The organism is Serratia sp. LS-1 (assembly GCF_003719595.1).
Taxonomy (GTDB): domain Bacteria; phylum Pseudomonadota; class Gammaproteobacteria; order Enterobacterales; family Enterobacteriaceae; genus Serratia; species Serratia ureilytica.
The window spans coordinates 782,438-804,895 of record NZ_CP033504.1; the positions used below are offsets into that span (position 1 = coordinate 782,438).

General features: G+C 64.4%; 23 protein-coding genes. 13 read left to right on the forward strand and 10 right to left on the reverse strand.

Features of this window, described 5'->3' with window-relative positions; all coding sequences use genetic code 11:
* The first annotated feature begins 216 nt into the window (after positions 1-216).
* The 8 genes from atzF to urtE are packed head-to-tail and all read left to right on the forward strand — an operon-like array spanning position 217 to position 11,925.
* Positions 217-2,046 (forward strand): allophanate hydrolase, encoded by a 1,830-nt coding sequence (gene atzF, locus EDY99_RS03845; protein ID WP_123061474.1) that lies wholly within the window; start codon positions 217-219, stop codon positions 2,044-2,046.
* Positions 2,047-2,048: 2 nt separating this feature from the next.
* The gene (uca, locus tag EDY99_RS03850; RefSeq protein WP_123062157.1) at positions 2,049-5,669 is read left to right on the forward strand and encodes an urea carboxylase; all 3,621 of its coding nucleotides are present in this window, start codon (positions 2,049-2,051) and stop codon (positions 5,667-5,669) included.
* Between the two features lie 14 nt (positions 5,670-5,683).
* On the forward strand, positions 5,684-6,394 hold the full coding sequence (locus tag EDY99_RS03855; RefSeq protein ID WP_033644224.1) for a GntR family transcriptional regulator: 711 nt from the start codon (positions 5,684-5,686) through the stop codon (positions 6,392-6,394).
* A gap of 35 nt (positions 6,395-6,429) precedes the next feature.
* Positions 6,430-7,698 carry an urea ABC transporter substrate-binding protein gene (gene urtA / locus EDY99_RS03860; protein WP_025302020.1) on the forward strand — a complete coding sequence of 423 codons (1,269 nt, stop codon included), beginning with the start codon at positions 6,430-6,432 and terminating at the stop codon, positions 7,696-7,698.
* Positions 7,699-7,754: 56 nt separating this feature from the next.
* Entirely contained in the window at positions 7,755-9,335 is a 1,581-nt protein-coding gene (urtB, locus tag EDY99_RS03865; protein WP_123061475.1) for an urea ABC transporter permease subunit UrtB, read from the forward strand.
* Positions 9,335-10,411, forward strand: a complete 1,077-nt coding sequence (gene urtC, locus EDY99_RS03870) for an urea ABC transporter permease subunit UrtC (RefSeq protein ID WP_033642333.1) — start codon at positions 9,335-9,337, stop codon at positions 10,409-10,411. Before urtB ends, urtC begins: the two co-directional genes overlap by 1 nt.
* Entirely contained in the window at positions 10,408-11,214 is an 807-nt protein-coding gene (gene urtD, locus EDY99_RS03875; protein WP_015377102.1) for an urea ABC transporter ATP-binding protein UrtD, read from the forward strand. The genes urtC and urtD overlap by 4 nt, the downstream gene beginning before the upstream one ends.
* A gap of 12 nt (positions 11,215-11,226) precedes the next feature.
* Positions 11,227-11,925: an urea ABC transporter ATP-binding subunit UrtE gene (urtE, locus tag EDY99_RS03880; RefSeq protein WP_033642334.1), complete on the forward strand. Its 699-nt coding sequence runs from the start codon at positions 11,227-11,229 to the stop codon at positions 11,923-11,925.
* Positions 11,926-11,932: 7 nt separating this feature from the next.
* On the opposite strand, the gene EDY99_RS03885 is transcribed toward urtE, so the two are convergent.
* Together EDY99_RS03885 and EDY99_RS03890 are read right to left on the reverse strand one after the other, a co-directional pair.
* Positions 11,933-12,232, reverse strand: coding sequence for a type II toxin-antitoxin system RelE/ParE family toxin (locus tag EDY99_RS03885; protein ID WP_033642335.1), 300 nt, complete (start codon positions 12,230-12,232; stop codon positions 11,933-11,935).
* Complete coding sequence (locus EDY99_RS03890) at positions 12,217-12,480, reverse strand: type II toxin-antitoxin system ParD family antitoxin (RefSeq protein ID WP_004939442.1); 264 nt, start codon at positions 12,478-12,480, stop codon at positions 12,217-12,219. The genes EDY99_RS03885 and EDY99_RS03890 overlap by 16 nt, the downstream gene beginning before the upstream one ends.
* 134 nt (positions 12,481-12,614) lie before the next feature.
* Here EDY99_RS03890 and EDY99_RS03895 point away from each other — a divergent pair, with 134 nt between their 5' ends.
* Positions 12,615-13,127, forward strand: a complete 513-nt coding sequence (locus EDY99_RS03895; protein ID WP_033642336.1) for a DUF2165 family protein — start codon at positions 12,615-12,617, stop codon at positions 13,125-13,127.
* A 22-nt stretch (positions 13,128-13,149) separates the two neighbouring features.
* Here EDY99_RS03895 and EDY99_RS03900 read toward each other — a convergent pair whose 3' ends face one another.
* The 4 genes from EDY99_RS03900 to EDY99_RS03915 form a co-directional block, all read right to left on the reverse strand.
* Positions 13,150-13,662, reverse strand: coding sequence for a GNAT family N-acetyltransferase (locus tag EDY99_RS03900; protein ID WP_033642337.1), 513 nt, complete (start codon positions 13,660-13,662; stop codon positions 13,150-13,152).
* Between the two features lie 24 nt (positions 13,663-13,686).
* Positions 13,687-14,034, reverse strand: coding sequence for a type II toxin-antitoxin system RelE/ParE family toxin (locus tag EDY99_RS03905; RefSeq protein WP_080273376.1), 348 nt, complete (start codon positions 14,032-14,034; stop codon positions 13,687-13,689).
* Entirely contained in the window at positions 13,994-14,254 is a 261-nt protein-coding gene (locus EDY99_RS03910; protein ID WP_016928576.1) for a type II toxin-antitoxin system Phd/YefM family antitoxin, read from the reverse strand. The genes EDY99_RS03905 and EDY99_RS03910 overlap by 41 nt, the downstream gene beginning before the upstream one ends.
* A 68-nt stretch (positions 14,255-14,322) precedes the next feature.
* Positions 14,323-15,558, reverse strand: a complete 1,236-nt coding sequence (locus tag EDY99_RS03915) for an FAD-dependent oxidoreductase (protein WP_033652678.1) — start codon at positions 15,556-15,558, stop codon at positions 14,323-14,325.
* Between the two features lie 280 nt (positions 15,559-15,838).
* Between EDY99_RS03915 and EDY99_RS03920 the strand changes: the two genes are divergently transcribed.
* Entirely contained in the window at positions 15,839-16,708 is an 870-nt protein-coding gene (locus EDY99_RS03920) for a LysR substrate-binding domain-containing protein (protein WP_033642340.1), read from the forward strand.
* On the opposite strand, the gene sseA is transcribed toward EDY99_RS03920, so the two are convergent.
* Positions 16,705-17,550: a 3-mercaptopyruvate sulfurtransferase gene (gene sseA / locus EDY99_RS03925; protein WP_033652690.1), complete on the reverse strand. Its 846-nt coding sequence runs from the start codon at positions 17,548-17,550 to the stop codon at positions 16,705-16,707. The genes EDY99_RS03920 and sseA overlap by 4 nt on opposite strands.
* 107 nt (positions 17,551-17,657) lie before the next feature.
* Between sseA and EDY99_RS03930 the strand changes: the two genes are divergently transcribed.
* The gene (locus EDY99_RS03930; RefSeq protein WP_033642342.1) at positions 17,658-18,080 is read left to right on the forward strand and encodes an NUDIX hydrolase; all 423 of its coding nucleotides are present in this window, start codon (positions 17,658-17,660) and stop codon (positions 18,078-18,080) included.
* Between the two features lie 10 nt (positions 18,081-18,090).
* On the opposite strand, the gene EDY99_RS03935 is transcribed toward EDY99_RS03930, so the two are convergent.
* From EDY99_RS03935 to EDY99_RS03945, 3 genes are all read right to left on the reverse strand, one after another.
* Complete coding sequence (locus tag EDY99_RS03935; protein WP_046686650.1) at positions 18,091-18,756, reverse strand: epimerase; 666 nt, start codon at positions 18,754-18,756, stop codon at positions 18,091-18,093.
* A complete protein-coding gene (locus EDY99_RS03940) occupies positions 18,753-19,778 on the reverse strand; it encodes an AraC family transcriptional regulator (protein ID WP_033642344.1) in 1,026 nt (341 codons plus the stop codon). The genes EDY99_RS03935 and EDY99_RS03940 overlap by 4 nt, the downstream gene beginning before the upstream one ends.
* An 81-nt stretch (positions 19,779-19,859) precedes the next feature.
* Positions 19,860-21,296, reverse strand: coding sequence for a PLP-dependent aminotransferase family protein (locus EDY99_RS03945; protein ID WP_089194428.1), 1,437 nt, complete (start codon positions 21,294-21,296; stop codon positions 19,860-19,862).
* A gap of 179 nt (positions 21,297-21,475) precedes the next feature.
* Between EDY99_RS03945 and EDY99_RS03950 the strand changes: the two genes are divergently transcribed.
* Both EDY99_RS03950 and EDY99_RS03955 read left to right on the forward strand, forming a co-directional pair.
* Positions 21,476-21,658, forward strand: a complete 183-nt coding sequence (locus tag EDY99_RS03950; protein WP_123061476.1) for a DUF1127 domain-containing protein — start codon at positions 21,476-21,478, stop codon at positions 21,656-21,658.
* A gap of 9 nt (positions 21,659-21,667) precedes the next feature.
* The gene (locus tag EDY99_RS03955) at positions 21,668-22,291 is read left to right on the forward strand and encodes a glutathione S-transferase family protein (RefSeq protein WP_123061477.1); all 624 of its coding nucleotides are present in this window, start codon (positions 21,668-21,670) and stop codon (positions 22,289-22,291) included.
* Positions 22,292-22,458 lie beyond the last annotated feature (167 nt).

A 22,458-nucleotide genomic window follows, 5' to 3' on the forward strand; every position in this document is an offset into this window, starting at 1 on the left:
CGGCCTGCGGGGCGGCGAGTGTCGTCGCCCCGGTTTTTCCTCTGCGTCATCCCGCCATTGCACTCTTTTTGTTCTCCCGCTGCGCGCCGCTGGTGCAGCCTGTTTGCCGCTGCTGTCATAAGTTTTAATTATAATTTATTGAAATCATGAGATTAAAAATTGGCACGCCGGTTGCTCTGTTGAATCCCATCTTGTGTACCAGATGGAATTCAGTCGATGAGCGAACCTGTTGTAGCGTGCGGTTTTACCCTCAGTGAATGGCAACACCATTACCAAACCCGCCCGGCGGGCGAACGCCTTGCCTGCGTCAGTGCGACGATCGAAACGCTGGTCGCCGGGCTGAACCCAGACGATAACGCCTGGCTGTATCTCGCCACGCCGGCGCAGCGCGAGCAGCAGTACCGGCAGCTGGCACAGAGGCTCGAGGCGGTCGCCGGCGATCTCAGCCGCCTGCCGCTGTTCGGCGTGCCCTTCGCCATCAAAGACAATATCGACGTTGGCGGCTGGCCGACCAGCGCCGCCTGCCCGGCGTTCACCTATCAGGCCGCGGCGGACGCCACCGTGGTCGCCCACCTGCGCGCCGCCGGGGCGATCGCCCTTGGTAAAACCAACCTCGACCAGTTCGCTACCGGGTTGGTAGGCACTCGCTCACCGTATGGCGCAGTGGTCAACAGCTTCGACAGCCGCTACGTCAGCGGCGGTTCCAGCTCCGGCTCCGCCTCGGTGGTGGCGCGCGGCCTGGTGCCGTTCGCGCTGGGCACCGACACCGCCGGTTCGGGGCGCGTGCCCGCCGGGTTCAACAACATCGTCGGGCTGAAGCCGACCAAGGGCCGGTTGTCCAACCGCGGCGTGGTGCCGGCCTGCCGGTTGAACGATACAGTGTCGGTCTTCGCGCTGACGGTGGCCGATGCGGCGCAGGTGGCGGAACTGGCGAGCGGCTTTGACGCGGCAGATCCGTATTCCCGCCCCGATCCGCATACCGCGCCGGCGGATATTCCCGCCGCGCCGCGTTTCGCCATCCCCGCCCAGCTGGAGTTTTTCGGTGACGTTCAGGCTGAGCGGGCGTTTCACCGAGCGCTGGCACAGCTGCAGGCGGGCGGCGCCACGCTGGAACCCCTCGATTTCGCGCCGTTTCGCACCCTGGCGGAACAGCTGTATTACGGCCCCTGGGTGGCGGAGCGCACCGTGGCGATTGAGCAGGTGCTGGAAGCGAGCCCGCAGGCTATCGACCCGGTGGTGCGCGGCATCGTCGGCAACGGCCTCGGCTACAGCGCCTGCGACGCCTACAAGGCGGAATACCTGCGCGCCGAGCTGGCGCGGCAAATCGCCCAGCGGCTGGCGCCGTTCGACGCGCTGGTGGTGCCGACCGCGCCCACTATCCGCACCCTGGCGGAGATGGCGCAGGAGCCGGTGCTGTTCAATTCGCAATTCGGCACTTACACCAATTTCACCAACCTGGCCGATCTGAGCGCGCTGGCGCTGCCGGGGCCGCTGCGCGAAGACGGTCTGCCGGCGGGCATCACCCTGATTGCGCCCGCCTGGCATGACCGGGCGCTGGCGGCGTTTGGCCTGCGCTGGCAACGGCAAAGCGCCTTACCGCTCGGCGCTATCGGTCGGGCATTGCCGCCGCAGCCTGTGCCTGCGCCGTCCACAGGGCACGTGCGTCTGGCGGTAGTGGGCGCTCACCTTAGCGGCATGCCGCTCAACGTCCAGCTGACACAGCGCGACGCGGTGCAGGTGGAGCAAACCGCTACCGCCCCCTGCTATCGCCTGTATGCGCTGGCCGATACCGAGCCGCCGAAGCCGGGGCTGGCGCGCGCGGCGCAGGGGGCGGCGATCCGCGTTGAGCTGTGGGACATTCCGCTGGCCCGTTTCGGCGAGTTTGTGGCGGAAATCCCGGCGCCATTGGGCATCGGCACGCTGCTGCTGGCGGACGGCCGGCGGGTGAAGGGGTTTATCTGCGAAGCCTGGGCGCTGGAAGACGCGACGGATATCACTGAGTTTGGCGGCTGGCGCGACTATCTCGCCAGCGTTAAGGGGGCATGAACATGTTTACTACCGTACTGATCGCTAACCGCGGCGAAATCGCCTGCCGCGCCATTCGCACCCTGAAACGCCTGGGCGTCACCAGCGTGGCGGTCTATTCCGACGCCGACCGCAATGCGCCGCACGTCGCCGAGGCCGACGGGGCGGTGGCGCTCGGCGGCGACAAGGCCGCCGACAGCTACCTGCGCATCGACAAGATCCTCGCGGCGGCAGCGGCCACCGGCGCGCAGGCGATCTACCCCGGCTACGGCTTTTTGTCCGAGAGCGCCGAGTTTGCCGACGCCTGCGAAGCAGCGGGCATCGCCTTTATCGGCCCGACGGCGGCGCAGATGCGCGAGTTCGGCCTCAAGCACCGGGCGCGCGAGCTGGCGGCGTTGGCCGGGGTGCCGATGACGCCGGGCACCGGCTTGCTGGAGAGCGTTGAGCAGGCGGTCGCCGCCGCCGCGCGCATCGGCTACCCGGTGATGCTGAAAAGCACCGCCGGCGGCGGCGGCATCGGCCTGACGCGCTGTGACGACGAGGCGGCGCTGCGCGACGCGTACGACAGCGTCAAACGGCTGGGAGAGCAGTTCTTCCGCGACGCCGGCGCCTTTATCGAACGCTTCGTCGATCGGGCGCGCCACGTCGAGGTGCAGATTTTCGGCGACGGCCAGGGGCGGGTGGCGGCGCTCGGCGAGCGCGACTGTTCGCTGCAGCGGCGCAACCAAAAGGTGGTGGAGGAAACCCCGGCGCCACACCTGCCGGCGGCGACCCGCCAGGCGCTGCACCGGGCGGCGGTGGCGCTGGGCGAGTCGGTGAATTACCGCAGCGCTGGCACCGTAGAGTTTATCTATGACGCCGCGCGCGACGAGTTTTATTTCCTGGAGGTGAACACCCGCTTACAGGTCGAGCACCCGGTCACCGAAATGGTCACCGGCCTGGATCTGATCGCATGCATGCTGCAGGTGGCGGCGGGCGACGCGCTGGATTGGGCGGCGTTGCAACGCGCGCCGCAGGGCGCGGCGATTGAGGTGCGCCTCTACGCCGAAGATCCGCTGAAAAACTTCCAGCCCAGCCCCGGCGTGCTGACCGAGGTGCATTTCCCTGACGACGTGCGCCTCGACGGTTGGGTGGCGACCGGCAGCGAAGTGTCGGCGTTTTACGACCCGATGATCGCCAAGCTGATCGTGCACGGCGCGGATCGGGCGCAGGCGCTGGAAAAACTGCGCGTGGCGCTGGCGGCGACCCGTTTGCACGGCATCGCCACCAACCTCGACTATCTGCGGCAGGTGATCGCCACGCCGCAATTTCAGCGCGGCGACGTCTGGACGCGCCTGCTGGACGATGTGCGTTTCCAGCCGCACTGCCTCGAAGTGCTGCAACCCGGCACCTACAGCAGCGTGCAGGATTATCCCGGCCGCCTCGGTTATTGGGACATCGGCGTGCCGCCGTCCGGCCCGATGGACGACTTCGCGTTTCGGCTGGCCAACCGCATCGTCGGCAACCACCCGGCGGCCGCCGGGCTGGAGTTTACCCTGCAGGGGCCGACGCTGCGCTTTCACTGCGACGCCACCATCGCGCTGACGGGCGCGAGCTGCCCGGCCGATCTGGATGGCGAGGCGGTCGCCTACTGGCGGCCGATCGCGGTGCGGGCCGGGCAGGTATTGACGCTGGGGCGCGCCACGCAAGGCTGCCGCACCTATCTGGCGGTACGCAACGGCTTTGACGTGCCGGTGTATCTCGGCAGCCGCTCCACCTTCGCGCTGGGCCAGTTCGGCGGCCACGCCGGGCGCACCTTGCGCGTGGCGGACATGCTGGCGATCGCCCAACCGGCGCTGGCGGCCAGCACCACGCCGGCGCCGATCGCCGCGCCGCAGGCGATGGACGACAGCCTGATCCCGCACTACGGCGACCAGTGGCACATCGGCGTGCTGTACGGGCCGCACGGGGCGCCGGACTTTTTCACCGCTGAATCGATAGAGGCCTTTTTCGCCACCGACTGGCAGGTGCATTACAACTCCAACCGCCTCGGGGTGCGCCTGTCGGGGCCGAAGCCCGAGTGGGCGCGGGAGGACGGCGGCGAGGCCGGTTTGCATCCTTCCAACGTGCACGATTGCGAGTACGCCATCGGCGCTATCAACTTCACCGGCGATTTCCCGGTGATCCTGACCCGCGACGGGCCCAGCCTCGGCGGCTTCGTCTGCCCGGTGACCATCGCCAAGGCCGAGCTGTGGAAAGTGGGGCAGGTGAAGCCGGGCGACCGCATCCGGTTCCATCCGATCGGCTTTCGCCAGGCGCAGTCGCTGGAACAGGCGCAGCTTGGCAGCATCGAAGCGCTGGCGGCGGTGAAGGCCATCACCCTGCCGCCGCCGGATCTGGCCCCGGCGGAGACCGTTTCCGCCGCGGTGCTGGCGGCGCTGCCGGCGGCGGAAGGGCGCCCGGCGGTGGCGTATCGCCAGGCGGGGGACGGCTACATCCTGATGGAGTACGGCGACAACGTGCTCGATCTGGCGCTGCGGCTGCGCATCCATCTGCTGATGCAGTCGCTGCGAGAGGAGGCGATACCGGGCGTGGCAGAGCTGGCGCCGGGCGTGCGTTCGCTGCAGATCCGCTACGACAGCCGGCAGATTAGCCAGGTCGACCTGCTGCAGCGCCTGCTGGCGCGCGAACGGGCGCTGGGGGACGTCAGCCGCCTGAAGGTGCCGACGCGCACCGTGTGGCTGCCGATGGCGTTCGAGGATTCGGCCACGCTGGGCGCGGTGGATCGCTATCAGCAGACGGTGCGCGCTTCGGCGCCCTGGCTGCCGAACAACGTCGATTTTATCCAGCGCATCAACGGCCTGAGCCGACGCGAACAGGTACGCGACATTCTGTTCGACGCCAGCTACCTGATCCTCGGTCTGGGAGACGTTTACCTCGGCGCGCCCTGCGCGGTGCCGCTCGATCCGCGCCATCGCCTGCTGAGCTCCAAATATAACCCGGCGCGCACCCACACCGCCGAAGGAACGGTCGGCATCGGCGGCATGTACATGTGCATCTACGGCATGGACTCGCCGGGCGGTTACCAACTGGTGGGGCGCACGCTGCCGATCTGGAACAAATTCCTCAAAAACCCGCAGTTCACCGCCGGTGAGCCCTGGCTGCTGCGCTTCTTCGATCAGGTGCGCTTCTACCCGGTCAGCGAGCAAGAACTGGATGAGCAGCGCGAAGCGTTCCGCGAAGGGCGCATGCAGGTGCGCATCGAAGAGAGCGAATTCGACTTCGCCGCCTACACCGATTTCCTGGCCGACAACGCCGAGGCGATCGCCGACTTCCAGCATCGCCAGCAGCAGGCGTTCAGCGCCGAAGTGGCGCGCTGGCGCAGCGATGACGACGAGGCCGAGGCGCAGCTGTTGCCGCCGGAGGAAGAAGACGCCATCGACGGCGATCTGGTCAGCGCCGATCTGAACGGCAGCGTGTGGAAGATCCTGGTGGAACCGGGGCAGGCGGTGGCGGCCGGGCAGCCGCTGATCGTGGTCGAGGCGATGAAAATGGAGCTGGCGGTCACCGCGCCGCGCGCCGGGATCGTTAAACGCATCAGTTGCCGGCAGGGGCGGCCGGTCGGGCCGGGCGACGCCCTGCTATGGCTGGAAAAGGCGGTCTGAACGGAGGAGCGATGATGCAAATCACCAACGGAGAGCACAAGGCGCGCCCGGAAGGGTTGGCGGAGCGCATTTATCTGCAGCTCAAGGCCGACATCTTCGAGTTTCGCCTGCTGCCGGGCGATCGCTTCAGCGAAAGCGACGTGGCGCAGCGCATGGCGGCCAGCCGCACGCCGGTGCGTCAGGCGCTGTTTCGGCTGGAGCGCGAAGGCTATGTCGAGGTGTTGTTTCGCAGCGGTTGGCAGGTGCGGCCGTTCGACTTCGCCTACTTCGAAGAGCTGTACGACCTGCGCATCGTGCTGGAGCAAGAGGCGGTGAAACGGCTGTGCGAACGCCCGGCCGGGGAAACGCCGGACGCGCTGGCGGCGCTGAGCCGTTTTTGGACCGAAGCGCCGCGCCTGGCGGACGGCAAGGCGGTGTCGCAGCACGATGAGCAGTTTCATCAGGCGTTGGTGGCCGCGGCGGGCAACGGCGAAATGGCGCGCATTCACCGCGAACTGACCGAAAAGATCCGCATCATTCGCCGGCTGGATTTCACCCAGCAGGCGCGGGTGGACGCCACCTACCGCGAGCACGCCGCCATTTTGCAAGCGATCCTGCAGCGGCAAAGCGGGGCGGCGCAAACGCTGCTCGGCGAGCACATCGCCGTCAGCAAGGCAGAAGTGCGAAAAATAACGCTGCACATGTTGCACCAGGCGCGGGCTCAGCAGCCTGCGCGCTCGGCGTAACGATTTTGATTTCATACACATCAGGAGTTTGAACTATGCAACGTCGTCGTTTTATCAAAGCTTTTGCGCTGTCCGCCGCCGCTGTCGGCCTGGGCCTGGCCTGGAGCGCGCAGGCCGCCGACACCATCAAGGTCGGCATTCTGAGTTCGCTCTCCGGCACCATGGCGATTTCCGAGACGCCGCTGAAGGATGTGGCGCTGATGACCATCGACGAGATCAACGCCAAAGGTGGGGTGCTCGGCAAAAAGCTGGAGCCGGTGGTGGTGGATCCGGCCTCCAACTGGCCGCTGTTCGCCGAAAAGGCGCGCCAGCTGCTGAGCCAGGACAAGGTGGCGGCGGTGTTTGGCTGCTGGACTTCGGTGTCGCGCAAGTCGGTGCTGCCGGTGTTTGAGGAGCTGAACGGCCTGCTGTTCTATCCGGTGCAATACGAAGGCGAAGAGATGTCGCCGAACGTGTTCTACACCGGCGCGGCGCCGAACCAGCAGGCGATCCCGGCGGTGGAATACCTGCTGAGCGAGGACGGCGGCGGCGCCAAGCGCTTCTTCCTGTTGGGCACCGATTACGTCTATCCGCGCACCACCAACAAGATCCTGCGCGCCTTCCTGCACAGCAAAGGCGTGCAGGACAAGGATATCGAAGAGGTCTATACGCCGTTCGGCTACAGCGATTACCAGACCATCGTCGCCAACATCAAGAAGTTCGCCGCCGGCGGCAACACCGCGGTGATTTCCACCATTAACGGCGATTCCAACGTGCCGTTCTACAAAGAACTCGCCAACCAGGGCGTCAAGGCCACCGACGTGCCGGTGATCGCCTTCTCGGTCGGCGAGGAAGAGCTGCGCGGCATCGACACCAAGCCGCTGGTGGGCAACCTGGCGGCCTGGAACTACTTCGAATCGCTGGATAACCCGACCAACAAACAGTTTGTCAGCCAGTGGAAAGCCTACGCCAAGGCGCACAATCTGCCGAATTACGCCACTGCGGTCACCAACGATCCGATGGAGGCCACCTACGTCGGCCTCCACATGTGGGCGCAGGCAGTGGAAAAGGCCGGCACCACCGACGTCGATAAGGTGCGCGCGGCGATGGCCGGGCAAACCTTCGCCGCGCCGTCGGGCTTCACGCTGACTATGGACAAGACCAATCACCACCTGCACAAGCCGGTGATGATCGGCGAGATCGAGGGCAACGGCCAGTTCAACGTGGTGTGGCAGACCGAAGCGCCGGTGCGCGCGCAGCCGTGGAGTCCCTATATCGCCGGCAACGACAAAAAACCGGATTACCCGGTGAAAGGCGGCAAGTAACGTCACTCAGCGCCGGCGCGGCTCGACGCGCGCCGGTCCAACAGAAGAGGCAGCTGATGCAATCTCCGTTTTTATCCTCTCTGCGCGCCGGGCTGTGGCTGTTGTGCGTCTGGCCCCTGCTGGCGCAGGCCGGACCGGCCGATGAGTTCGCGGCGGCCACTCGCGCGCAGCAGGCTAAACTGCTGCAGGCGTGGGCGGCCGAGCCGGACGCCGCGCGCCTGCCGTTGCTGCAGGGGCTGCAGCAGGAAACCATGGTGATCGACGGGGCGAAACGCGCCTTTATCCGCCAGGGCGACCGCTATCTGCCGCTTGAAGGTGAGGCGGCCCCGGTTGGCGAGCCGAAGAAGGTGTGGCTGAACAACCGGCTGCGCATTCTGATCGCCAACGCGTTGTCGGCGCAGCGGTTGGTTAGCGCGGACGCGGCGGTGCGGCTGCAGGCGGCGACCGCGCTGCAGCGCGAGGCGCAGGGCGAGCAGTTGCCGCTGTTGACCCGGCGGCTGGCGCAGGAGAAAGACCCGCAGGTACGCGACGCGCTGAGCATTGCGCTGGCGAACCTGCAATTGGCCGACGCCAGCCCGCAGGTGCGCTTCAATGCGGTGCGGCTGCTGGGGGAATCGGGCGAGCCGGAAACCCGCGCGCGGCTGCAAGCCTTGACCGACGCGGCCAATGAGCCGGACGCCGCGGTGCGCGCCGAGGCGCAGCGCAGCCTGCAGCGCGTGCAGCACCGCCTGATGATCGGCGATCTGCTCGGCCAGGCGTTCAGCGGCCTGTCGCTCGGTTCGATCCTGCTGCTGGCGGCGCTTGGCCTGGCGATCACCTACGGCCTGCTCGGCGTCATCAATATGGCGCACGGCGAAATGCTGATGCTCGGCGCCTATTCCGCCTATCTGGTGCAGGGGTTGTTTCAGCAATTTGCGCCGCAGTGGCTGGCGCTCTACCCGCTGGCGGCGCTGCCGGTGGCGTTCGCCATCACCGCCGGGATCGGTATGCTGCTGGAGCGCACGGTGATCCGCCACCTGTACGGCCGACCGCTGGAAACCCTGCTGGCCACCTGGGGCATCAGCCTGGTGCTGATCCAACTGGTGCGGGTGCTGTTCGGCGCGCAGAACGTCGAGGTCGCCAACCCGGCGTGGCTGTCGGGCGGCGTGCAGCTGTTGCCGAACCTGGTGTTGCCGTGGAACCGCATCGCGGTGATCGCGTTCGTGCTGCTGGTGCTGGCGTTGACCTGGCTGCTGCTGAACAAAACCCGGCTCGGCATGAACGTGCGCGCGGTGACGCAAAACCGCGCGATGGCGGCCTGCTGCGGCGTGCCCACCGGGCGGGTGGACATGCTGGCCTTCGGGTTGGGATCCGGCATCGCCGGGCTTGGCGGGGTGGCGCTGTCGCAGTTGGGCAACGTCGGGCCGGAGCTGGGGCAAGGTTACATCATCGATTCGTTCCTGGTGGTGGTGCTCGGCGGCGTCGGCCAGCTGGCGGGGACGGTGGCGGCGGCCTTCGGCCTCGGCATCGTCAACAAGATCCTCGAGCCGCAGATCGGCGCCGTGTTGGGCAAGATCCTGATCCTGGTGCTGATCGTTCTGTTTATTCAAAAGCGTCCGCAGGGGCTGTTCGCCCTTAAGGGCAGGGTGATTGACTGATGAGCCAACCATTGACCGTAACCGGCGTGCAGAAAGCGCCCCGGCTGGCGTTGAGCATCGGCGGGCTGGCGTTGCTGGCGCTGCTGGTCATGCCGTTCATGACGTTGTTGCCGGCGGGTCATCCGCTGGCGGTGTCCACCTATACCCTGACGCTGGCGGGCAAGATCCTGTGCTACGCGGTGGTGGCGGTGGCGCTCGATCTGGTGTGGGGCTATGCCGGGCTGCTGTCGCTCGGCCACGGGCTGTTCTTCGCGCTCGGCGGCTACGCCATGGGCATGTACCTGATGCGGCAGGCGGCGGGAGACGGGCTGCCGGCGTTTATGGCGTTCCTCTCCTGGAACGAGCTGCCGTGGTTCTGGAGCGGCACCCAGCATTTCGCCTGGGCGCTGTGCCTGATCGTGCTGGTGCCGGGCCTGTTGGCTTTCCTGTTCGGCTACTTCGCCTTTCGCTCGAAAATCAAAGGGGTGTACTTCTCGATCATGACCCAGGCGCTGACCTATGCCGGCATGCTGCTGTTCTTTCGCAACGAGACCGGTTTCGGCGGCAATAACGGCTTTACCGGTTTCACCACGCTGCTCGGCTTTCCCATCACCGCCGCCGGCACGCGGGTGGCGCTGTTCCTGGCGACGGTGCTGCTGCTGGCCGCCAGCCTGGCCATCGGCTTTGCGCTGGCGCGCAGCAAGTTCGGCCGGGTGCTGACCGCGGTGCGCGATGCGGAAAACCGCCTGACCTTCTGCGGCTACGATCCGAAGGGCTTCAAGCTGTTCGTCTGGACGCTGTCGGCGGTGCTGTGCGGGCTGGCCGGCGCGCTCTATGTGCCGCAGGTCGGCATCATCAACCCCGGCGAAATGTCGCCGACCAACTCGATCGAGGCCGCCATTTGGGTCGCCCTCGGCGGGCGCGGCACCCTGGTGGGGCCGCTGCTCGGCGCCGGCATCGTCAACGGCGCCAAGAGCTGGTTCACCATGGCCATTCCCGAATACTGGCAGTTTTTCCTCGGCCTGATGTTTATCGTCGTCACGTTGTTTCTGCCCAAAGGGGTGATTGGCCTGCTGCGTCGGAGGAAATCCTCATGAAGGCGATGCAAGTGACCGACGAACTGTTTACCCATCCGCTGCCGGCGGACAAATACCGGCAGCAAACCGATCCGGTGTTGCAGCTCGACAACGTCAACGTCAGCTTCGACGGTTTTCGCGCGCTGACCGATCTGTCGCTGCGCATTGGCGTCGGCGAACTGCGCTGCGTGATCGGCCCCAACGGCGCCGGCAAGACCACGCTGATGGATGTGATCACCGGCAAAACCCGGCCGGACAGCGGCAGGGTGTTTTACGACCAGACCGTCGATCTGACCCGGCTGGCGCCGATGCAGATCGCCCATGCCGGCATCGGCCGCAAGTTTCAAAAACCGACGGTGTTCGAGGCGCTGACGGTGTTCGAAAATCTGGAGATCGCCCAGAAAACCCGCAAGTCGGTATGGGCCTGCCTGCGCGCCCGTTTAAGCAGCGAACAGCGAGACCGCATCGACGAGATGCTGAAGACCCTGCGGCTGGGGCACGAGCGCCACCGGCCCGCCGGGCTGCTGTCCCACGGGCAGAAACAGTTTCTCGAGATCGGCATGCTGCTGGTGCAGGAACCGCACCTGCTGTTGCTCGACGAGCCGGCGGCCGGCATGACCGACGCTGAAACCGACTACACCGCCGAACTGTTCCGCGAGCTGGCGGGCAAGCATTCGCTGATGGTGGTGGAGCACGACATGGGGTTTGTGGAAACCATTGCCGATCGCGTGACGGTGCTGCATCAGGGACAGGTGCTGGCGGAAGGATCGCTGGCGCAGGTGCAGGCCGATGAACGGGTGATTGAGGTATATCTGGGGCGCTGAGGAGGCGTAATCATGCTGCAGGTAGAGGAATTGAATCAGTATTACGGCGGCAGCCACATTCTGCGCGGCCTGTCGTTCGAGGCGCGCATCGGCGAGGTGACCTGCCTGCTGGGGCGCAATGGCGTGGGCAAGACCACGCTGCTGAAATGCCTGATGGGGCTGATCCCGGCGCGCAGCGGCAGCGTCCGTTGGCGGGGCGAAACCATCACCGGTAAAAAGCCGCATCAGCGGGTGCAGGCGGGCATCGCCTATGTGCCGCAGGGGCGGGAGATTTTTCCGCGCCTGACGGTGGAGGAAAATCTGCTGATGGGGCTGGCGCGTTTTTCCGGCGCCGACGCGCGCGCGGTGCCGGATCCGATCTATGAACTGTTTCCGGTGCTGCGGCAAATGAAGGATCGGCGCGGCGGCGATCTTTCCGGCGGGCAGCAACAGCAGCTGGCGATCGGCCGGGCGCTGGCCTGCCGGCCGCAGCTGTTGATCCTCGACGAACCGACGGAAGGGATCCAACCTTCGGTGATCAAGGAGATCGGCGCGGTGATCAAACAGCTGGCGGCGCGGGGCGATATGGCGATCCTGCTGGTGGAGCAGTTCTATGACTTCGCCGCCGACCTGGCGGACAGCTATCTGGTGATGTCGCGCGGCAGCATCGTGCAGCGCGGCGCCGGCAGCGCTATGGAACAGGACGGCGTACGCGGGCTGGTGGCGATTTAACGTTGGGTCAGCTGAAAAAGGATTGGCTGAGCGGATCGCGGGAATGATGCAGCACTCTGATGATATTCACCTCCCGCCTGTGCTGTCGAGAATAAATCAGGTGGTTGGCGACGGGCAATACCCATAGGCCGGGGCCGATTGCATCGATGTTTTTGCCGAGTTGGTGGTGGCTAAGGTTATCGAAAGCCTGATGCAGGCGGCGCAGATAATCTTCGGCCACCTGCAAGCCAAAGTGCGCCAACCCGTAAAAATAGATCTCTTCCATATCGTCCAACGCTTTTGGACGAACGGTTACTCTCCTGCGCATCCTTTTGCTTTGCTCCGTATTCTTTCCATGAACACATCACGATCCCATTCGACGGCTTCGCCGCTGTTCTCTCCTTCGGCGATCAAGCGCCTAAGCTCTTCCAGTTTTGAGGCGGCGGTACGTTCGCGCAAAGTGCGCACGGATTCGCGGATGACTTCGCTGGGCGTTCGGTAATCGCCGCTGGCCACCAGGTCTTCGACGAAGCTACGCAGTTCGTCACCCAGATCTACCGTTAGTGTTCTGCCCATTGTTCCTCCTCACTTTCGGCTATGCTGCGTCATTGTAAGATTAGTTCTTACATTGTGCACGTCAAACTATCAGGATCTCAATAGCGGTCCCGTCATGAGGACGGGAGCCACCCGTTTATTCATTAAGGATAACCATGAACGAAATCACTGTGTCACGCCTCGGTTGCATCGTCCTGTCCCTGTTTCCGGCCCTGTGGGGGCTGTTCAGTCTGTTGAACAATACGGCGGATTTCGCCGGCACCGCGCGCAATGCGGTGGGGCCACTGCTCGCCATGCAGGATACTTATCAAACGCCGGGGCTGATGTGGCGCGCGATCAGCGCCGACTGGGCCTGCATGTTGGGGTTGGCGGTCATCACCGCGCTGGAAACGCTGGCCGGCCTATTCGCGGCGGCGGGCGTGGCGCTGATGATCGGGCGATTGAAAGGCCCTTACGCCGCCTTCGCCAAGGGCAAAGCCTGGGCGATGCTGGGGGCGCTTTGCGCGATAACGGTGTGGGGCGTCGGCTTTATGGTGGTCGCCGGCGACTGGTTTATGGCCTGGCAGGCCAAGAAGGATCCGCTGGCGGTGCAGCTGGGGGCGCTGATCTACCTGGCGCCCAATGCGTTTGCCTTGCTGTTCCTGATGCTGCAGCGGGAGCCGCGCTAAACGACGGCGGAGCGGGGCGCGGTTACAGCGCCTTGCTCATATACCAAATGCCTATCGAGCCCTGGGCGCTGGTGTAGCAGGTCTCGCCACAAATGCTCAATCCTTGACGCTGATAAAAACGTTGGGCGCGGGTGTTGCGTTGCAGCACTTCCAGCCACAGCGTTTTTTGCCGACGGTCGATAGCCCGCTGCTGCACCTGTTCGTACAGGCGCTGGCCATAGCCGTTGCCGGCATGGCCCGGCAGAAAATAGATTTTCTGCAGCTCTGCGCCGATGTGCTCGGTTGGTGCCAGCAGGCTGTCGAAGTTCACCCGCGCATAGCCGACGAGGGCGTCATCCTCATGGGCCAACAGCCAGCACACGTCGGGATCGCGCAGCGTCCGTTCCAGCGCGGAGACGGAAAAATCCTCCGCCAGAAAGGCCTCCAGCTCGTGCGGGTAGCGCCACAGCTCACCGAAGTGGGCGCGGTAGGTGCGGATGCCGATATCGCGCACTTGCGTTAAATCTTCCAGCAATGCCTGACGAACGGTGAACATCAGTGCCCCTTTGAGTAAGAAAAATTACAGCCGTTGTTCCAGATGGCGGTGAGGCACCATCGCCTGATGCAGAATGGCGAGAACGGTGATGCCGGCAGGGCGGTTGCGGTAGTAGATCCTATGGCTGGCGTAAGGAAAACTGCGTATCTCTTCGCCCAGATCGTGGAAGTGAGCTTTACCCGCTTCCGGCATATCTGCCAAATGATGCATGACCTCTCTCAACTGCTCAAGATAGCGGCGAGATTGCGCTTGGCCCCAGTGCTCGATGGTGAAATGACGAATAGCCAGCAGATCTTGTTGGGCCTGCGGGGTGAGGCGAAACGCGGGTATCTCAGTCTGTTTCATCGGTGAGCAGACGGTTGAAGAAGGCATCGCCGTCTACCGCCTTACCGGCGTCTTCCTCGGCGGTAGCCTGCGCGATTTTTTGCTGCAGTGCGCTTAATTTGAGATCTTCCAGCGCCTGGTAATCTTCTACAGACATGACGACGGCGACCGGTTTGCCGTTGCGATTGATTTGCACCGGTTCACGCTGCGCCTTGAGCAGCAAATCGCCGAATTGGGTTTTGGCCTCGTTCGCGGTGAGTGCGTACATTTAATCGCTCCAGTTAATTAAATCGTTCGATTTAACCATTATACGGCGCGATGAAAAAATCACCAATGCTATTCCGGCGGGCAGGTTTCGTTGGACAGATGCCGCGGTGTTTCACGGCGAAAACCCAGGCCGATGATGCGGCCGAACAGGCGCGGCAGCCAGCGGCTGTTGCCGACGCGGGCGATCAAGCGCGAGCCGCCCGCCGCGCGGCGTTCGCCCGGCTTGCGCTGGCTCATTTTGATCTGCAAAAACTGGATGGCGCGAGTGGGGAATTCGCGCCGGCGCTGCACGCTCAGCAGATGCTTCAGCTGCAGCCGATGCTGGCGCAGCGGCGGGATCAGGGCGTTGGCGGCGGCCACCGCGTCCTGAATCGCCAGGTTGACGCCCACGCCGCCGATCGGCGACATGGCGTGCGCGGCGTCGCCGATGCACAGCACTCCCGGTTTGGCCCAGCGATCCAGACGATCGATGCGAATGCTCAGCAGTTTGACCTGATCCCACTCGACGATCTCCTGCAGGCGATCGTCCTGGAACGGCGCCACCTCGGCGAGGTGCAGCAAAAATTTCTCCAGCCCGCTGCGGCGGATCGCATCGAAGCTGCCTTTGTCGATAGAGTAACCGCACTGCCAGTAGTCGCCGCGATCGATCATGATGAAGTTCTGTTTCGGCCCGGTGTGGCCCATCGACCAGGCCGGATCGCCCGGCTGCTTGCTGAGCTTCATCCACAATACGTCGCGCGGCGCGCCGAAGGATCGGCTGCTGAGCGCCGCCTGTTCGCGCACCACCGAGTTGCGGCCGTCGGTGCCGACCACCAACTGGCTGCGCACGCGGATCGGGCCTTCTGGCGTGTCGGCCAGCACGCCGCACACCTGGCCGCGGTCGTACAGCAGCTGGTGAACCTGCGTTGAGGTCAGCAGCCTGAAGTTGGGGAAGGCGGCGGCCTGCTGGGCCAAAAAGTTGAGGAACTCCCACTGCGGCATAAAGGCGATAAATTTGCAGCGCGTCGGCAGGCGGGTGAAATCCGCCAGCTTGATGTCGCGTCCGGCGACTTCGGCGTGCAGAGATTCCGCGCGCTGATGCGGCAGCGTCAGCAGCTCGTCGAGCAGGCCCAGTTGATGCATGACTTCCAGCGTCGACGGGTGAATGGTGTCACCGCGAAAATCGCGCAGGAAATCGGCGTGCTTCTCCAGCACCGTCACGTCGATCCCCGCCCGCGCCAGCAGATAGCCGAGCATCAGCCCGGCGGGGCCGCCTCCCACGATGCAGCAGGTGGTGGCGTAAGGTGTGATTGGTGATGACGACATGACGGTTGACCCCGGAGAGCGACCCGCATCCCGCGAGCCGCAAATGAATATGCAATATTGATAATGATTATCAATATCACATTGAGCTGTCAACCCGCAGCGCAGTGTGGTCAAAGGGAGCGGACAGAGGGGCGGAACCGGCGGGCAGGGTAAAACGGTATTGCATCGCGAGTATAAGGATTCTCCGGAAAGACATTGACCCGGAGCGCGTGACACGCCATCTTTATCAGTAAAATCGGTATTATTTTGATTGATGGTTCAGAAAATCAGGATGGTCAGCATGGGGCGGATAACGTTCGATCTCGAGGATTTGCGCAGCTTCGTCACCGGCGTCGAGCTGGGCAGCTTCGCCAAGGCGGCTGAACGGCTGGGGCGTTCGACGTCGGCGGTCAGCGCCCACCTGAAAAAACTGGAACAGCAGGTTGGCGCGCCGATCCTGCGCAAGGCCGGGCGCGGCATGGTGATGACCGAGACGGGGGAAACTCTGCTTGGCTACGCGCGCCGTCTGCTGGAGCTTAATGACGAAGCCGCCGCCGCGGTGCGTGGGCTGGATCTGCAGGGCACGGTGCGGTTGGGGCTGCAGGAGGATTTCGGCGAGACGTTTCTGCCGCAGGTGTTGGGCAGCTTCGCGCGCGCCAATCCAAAGGTGAGGATCGAGGCGCGCATCGCGCGTAATGCCGAGCTGATCGACTGGGTGCTGAAAGGCCAGCTGGATCTGTCGCTGGCGTGGGATGGCGGTCTGAGCACGCCGTTTCATCAGGCGCTGGGGCAGCGGCAGTTGCACTGGATCGCGTCGCCCGGCTTCGCGCTGGCGCCCTGGCGAGAAGGGGATGAGCCGCTGCCGTTGGTGATGTTCGACGCACCCTGTCTGATGCGCAGCGCGGCGACGCAGGCGCTGGATCGCGCCGGCATACCCTGGCGCATCGCCTTTAGCAGCCGCAGCCTGAACGGCGTGTGGGCGGCGGTGAGCGCCGGGTTGGGCGTTACGGTGCGCACGGCGGCGGGCTTGCCGCCCGGCCTGTCGCCGCTGGCCCCCGATCTGCTGCCCGCTCTCGGCCAACTCGGCGTGGTGCTGCACCGCGCCGAGGATCAGCCTTCGGCCGCCGTGCAGCGGCTGGCGCAGATCGTGGTCGAGCGGATCGAAACTTAATCTTGGGCGATAGGCTGCTTGCCACTCAGCTGGCCCCATTCGCTCCAGGCGCCGTCATACAGCTTGACCTGCGGCGCGCCGAGCGACAGCAGGCCAAACGCCAGCACCGCCGCCGTCACGCCGGAGCCGCAGCTGGTGATGATTGGGCCGTTGATGTCCACCCCCTTGTCGCTGAAGGTTTGGCGCAGCGCCTCCAATGATTTGAAGCGGCCGTTTTCCAGCAGCTCGCCGTACGGAATGTTGATGCTGCCGGGAATATGGCCGCGATGCAGCCCGGGGCGCGGCTCTGGCGCTTCGGCATAAAAGCGCGGCGCGGCGCGCGCGTCGAGAATTTGCACCGGCGTGCCTAACGCTTGCTCCACTTGCCGCATATCCACCACCGCGTCGGCGTTGAACCGGGCGTTGAACGTCTGCGGGGCAGGCTGCGCCGGGCCGGTTTCCAACGCTTGCCCCAGCGCGGTCCAGCCGTTCAGCCCTTCATCCAGCACATAAACGCGCTCGGCGCCGAAATTGCGGAAAGTCCACCAGCCGCGCGGTGCGGAGAACTGGTTGCCCTCATCGTAAATCACCAGGGTATCGCGCTCGCTGATGCCCAATTGGCCCGCCGCCGCGGCGAATTCCGCCGCCGTCGGCAACATGTGCGGCAGCGCGGTGTTTTTGTCCGCCACGTCGTCGATATCAAAATAGACCGCGCCGGGGATATGGCCGCGTTCGAACTCGGCAAGCATGTCTTTTTTCGGCGTCAGCCCGACCGGCGACATCCGAACGTCGATCACCACCAGATTTTCATCGTTGATATGTTGCGCAAGCCATTGGGGAGTCACCAGAAACGGAGAGTTCATCGTCATTGTTCGCCTGTTGTGAAAACGGATTTTCACTATACACCAGGCCGCGCGGGGATGAAGTATGATGTTCAGTCAAAAGCGATGGGGCCGGGAGCGGAGAAATCATGACGGACGAGGCGTTTGGCGGGGCCAAGATCGCGCTGCTGTGCGACGGTCTCTTGCTGGTTTACCAACGGGACGACAAGCCGGGCATTCCGTGGCCCGGTCAGTGGGATCTGCCCGGCGGCGGGCGGGAAAACGGCGAAACGCCGCTGCAGTGTGTGCAGCGGGAAACGCGGGAAGAGTTCGGCGTGGCGATCGCCGAACACCAGGTTGTCTGGCGGCGGCGCTACGCCGGCATTTTGCCCGGCTCCCCGCCGACCTGGTTTATGGCCGGCGAGATCGCCCCGGCGCAGATCGCCGCCATTCGCTTCGGCGACGAAGGCCAGCGCTGGCGGATGATGCCGGTGGCGCAGTTTATTGAGCATCCGCAGGGCATCGAGCATCTGCGCCGCCGGGTGGCGGAGTATTGGCGGCGGCGCGGTTGATGACGGTATTTCAGCGCGTCGCCAGTTGATTGATCTGCGGCGGCTCCAGGATGCGCAAGGCCGTTTCCCGGCGCGCCACCGCCAGCATCGCCAGCCCGATTCGTTCGGTGCTGCTCACCTGCGCGGGAAACAGTCGCAATGCGCCGAGCCACAGCGGCTTGAACAGCCGATAAATCAGATCGTATGTGCGGACTTTGGAGCGAATGCCGTGCAGCGGCACAATGGCGCCGGGGCGGAACATCACCGCGTGGAACGGCAGCGCCAGCAGCGCGTTTTCGGTGGCGCCCTTGACCCTGGCCCACATGCTGCGGCCGCGTTCGCTGCTGTCGGTGCCGACGCCGGAAACGTAGAGGAAGACCATCGTCGGATTCAGCCTCGCCAGCGGGCGGGCGGCGGCCAGCGTCAGATCGTAAGTCACCGCGCGATATTCGGCTTCGCTCAGGCCGGCGGACGAAATCCCCAGGCAGAAGAAACAGGCGTCATAGCCGGCGAGCTGCGGCTCCAGCGCCGACAGATCACGCAGATCGGGCAGGGAGAGCTGGCGCAGCTTGGCGTGGCTCTGCGCCACCGGACGACGGCCGATGCTGAGCACCTCGCTGACGCGCGGATCGCGCAGGCATTCCCGCAACGCGCCCTGGCCCACCATGCCGCTGGCGCCGAAGATAATCACTTTCATGCTCTGTTCTCCCACTGGCCGGCGGTGCGCTGCATGCGCCAGCGGCTGGGCGTCAGCGCTTCCCACTGAATAAAGGCGCGGCTGAACGAATTCAGCTCTTCGAATCCCAGCACAAAGGCGATTTCCCCTGGCTCAAGATCGGTCTCCGCCAACAAGCGGCAGGCGGTGCGGTGGCGGGTTTTGTCCAACAACTGCTGGTAGCTGTAGCCGTGCCGTTGCAGACGGCGCTGCAGCGTGCGTGGGCTGAGATAGAGCTCCGCGGCCACGCTGTTGACGCTGGGGCGCTGGCCGCGCATGCTGCGGCCGAGGATCGTCATCACCTGTGTGGGCAAGTCTTGCTCGGCGCGCGCTTCGGCCAACTCGGCCTCCAGCTCCGGCAGCAGCAGCGCCAGCATGTCCTGGTCGTGGGTGATAAGCGGCTGCTGCATCAGCGCACGGTCAAATACCAGCACGTCCAGCGGCGCGTCGAATCGCACCGGGCAGCCGAAGTGGCGCAGCAGCGGTGAGTGGGGATCGCGACGGCGGGTCACTTCAAGCGCCTTGGGCTGCAGCGGTAAACCGGTGCCACGGCGGCACAGGGTGGTGATAGAGGCGAACATGGTGTCTATCAGCAATTCCGGCGTATGGTCCTCAATCATCGTCCAACGCGTATGCAGCCGAACGCTGTCGCCATCTTCCTCCAGCATCAGTTCTTCCGGGCACACCAACCGTTTGTAGCGCGCGACTTTACGCAGGGCCTCGCCCATCGTGGCGGAGTGCAGTGCGGCGACTGACGCGATATCGTAATGCTCCGGCGCGACGTCGCCGCCCAGCCGCAGACCAAAGGCGGGATCGTCGCTCAGTTGGGCGAGGGCGCGCCAGACGGCGAAGAACTGGTGGGTGGTCAACCGCACTTTTACGCGCCGCTCGCTGAGCAGCCCGGCGGGCAAGCCGGCCAACTGACCGACCCGTTCGAGATCGACGCCTTGCGCCGCGAGGCGCACCGCCAACGCATTGGAAACCGGAATTTGATCGCTGCTCATGGTTGTTGCCTGCCAGTGGTAAGAGAAGGCATTACTCTAAAACAGCCTGTCCGTGCGCCGATAATCCGATCGCGTCAAGATTTAATCCGATTGCGCCAAACTGTTGCTCGGCATCAGCGCCTGGATGGTGGCGCCGACCCGTTGTACCGCCTGTTCGATCTCCGTCGTCAGCGTCGGCGCATAGTTGATGCGCAGACAGTTGCGATACTTGCCGGCGGCGGAAAAAATGCTGCCGACGGCGATTTGCACGCCTTGCTGTTCAAGATGGCGGTTCAGCCGCAGGGTGTCGAACGCCTCGTCCAGTTCGATCCACAGCATAAAACCGCCGCGCGGCCGGCTGACGCGGGTGCCGGCCGGGAAGTATTTCAGGATCAGATCGGTCATGCGGTCGCGGTTTTGCTGGTAGCGGGCGCGCATGCGCCGCAGGTGCTTCAGATAGTGCCCGCCGCGGATGAAGTCGGCGATCGCCAGCTGCGGCTGCGTGGCGGTGGCGCCGGAGCCGATGAACTTCATGTGCAGCACCCGCTCCAGATAGCGGCCGGGCGCGATCCAGCCCACGCGCAGCCCCGGCGCCAACGTTTTGGAAAACGAGCTGCACAGCAGCACGCGGCCATCTTCGTCGAACGATTTGATGGTGCGCGGCCGCGGGTAGTGATAGGCGATGTCGCCGTAAACGTCATCCTCGATGATCGCCGCGTCGTGGCGCTGCGCCAGCGTCAGCAGCCGCTGTTTATGGGCGTCGGGCATGATGTAGCCCAGCGGGTTGTTGCAGTTGGGCGTCAGCAGGACGGCCTTGACCGGCCACTGTTCCAGCGCCATCTCCAGTGCCGCCAGGCTCACGCCGGTCAGCGGATCGGTGGGGATTTCCAGCGCTTTGATGCCCAATCCCTTCAGCGTTTGCATGGTGCCGTGGAAACAGGGGGAATCGACCGCCACGATGTCGCCGGGTTGGCAAACGGCGCGCAGCCCGGCGGAGATCGCTTCCTGACAGCCGGTGGTGATCAGCAACTGATCGGCGCCGATTTGGCAGCCGGAATCCAGCAGCAGGCGAGCGACCTGTTCGCGCAGCGCGGTCACGCCCTGGATGCTGTCGTAATACAGGCTGCGCAAGTCGCCGTGACGGGCGGCGTTGCGCAGGGCGACGATCAGCGGTTTCATCGTCGGCTCGGCGATGTCCGGCATGCCGCGCCCCAGTTGGATCAGGCCCTCGCGCGGCCGGGTGCGCACCAGTTCCAGCACCTGTTCCCATTGCGAAATGTCCACCGGCCGCTGCGTCGGCGCCGTCATGGCGGGCAGCTCGGCCTGCGTGCGCTGCGCATGCACGAAGTAGCCCGATTTCGGTCGCGCTTCCACCAGGCGCCGTTCTTCCAGCAGGCGGTAGGCTTGTTGCACCGTGCTGATGCTGACGCCGTGTTCCAGGCTCAGCGCGCGCACCGAAGGCAAGCGGTGGCCGACCGGATACAGCCCTTGCTGAATGCGTTGGCTGAGAATGGCGGCCAGCGTGGCGTAGCGTGTCATACAGATATCCCTCATCAGGAAAAGTAACCGAAAAACCGGTACAGATGCCTCAAAAGTAAACCATTCAGCGCATTTTGGTATGCAGCTGTATGAAAAAAATAACGCTAACGTGCATCTGTATTGTTTTTTGCCCGGCGCGCATCATCACAACAAGGCGAAAACATCAGGGGGAATATAAGATGGCTCTGTTTGATGGCATGACGACGTGGCGACGGGTAGGCTGGTCACGCTGGCGTTGGTATTTGTTGCGTCGCAGAACGCGCAGAGAGTTACTGCTGCTGAACGACAGGCAACTGGCGGATATCGGCCTGACGCGGGCGGATGCCTGGCGGGAAGGGTATAAACCGTTCTGGAGAGAATAAGGAAAGCGGATGCTGAAATTATTGGGCAAAGCCTCATCGATCAACGTGCGCAAGGTGCTGTGGACCAGCCATGAGCTGGGGCTGACGCTGGAACGGGAAGACTGGGGCAGCGGCTTTCGCTCCACGCAGGAACCCGAGTTTTTGGCGCTCAATCCCAACGGCCTGGTGCCGGTGCTGATCGACGGCGCACGGGTGCTGTGGGAATCGAACACCATTTGCCGCTATCTGGCGGGGCGGGAAGGGCGCCGCGATCTGCTGCCGCAGGAACCCGGCGCGCGCGCGGCGGTGGAGATGTGGATGGACTGGCAGGCCACCGATCTGAACGGCGCCTGGCGCTATGTGTTCATGTCGCGCGTGCGCGGGCATGCGGATTACCAGGATGCCGCCAGCCTGGCCGCCGCCGAGCGCGAGTGGAATCGGCTGATGGGCTTGCTGGATGCGCATTTGGCGCAGCACGGCCCTTACGCCGCCGGCGCCGCCTTCACGCTGGCGGACGTAGTGCTGGGGCTGTCGTTCAATCGCTGGCTGATGACGCCGTTCGAGCGGCCGGAGTATGCGGCGCTGGCGGCCTATCAGCAGCGCCTGCTGCAACGCCCTGGCTACGTTCAGCACGGTGCCAACGGTTTACCGTAATATGAAATAAATGATTCATTTTACCTTATCCGGATACGGCAACGCCGCGTTCGGATTTTCCTTTTTGCATCATCCTGTCAACGTTTCATGAACGACATCACGAATCCGAACTTTCTTTTTCCGTGCGCTTGTTATTGAAATTTATATTCCATATAAAACCGTTATCA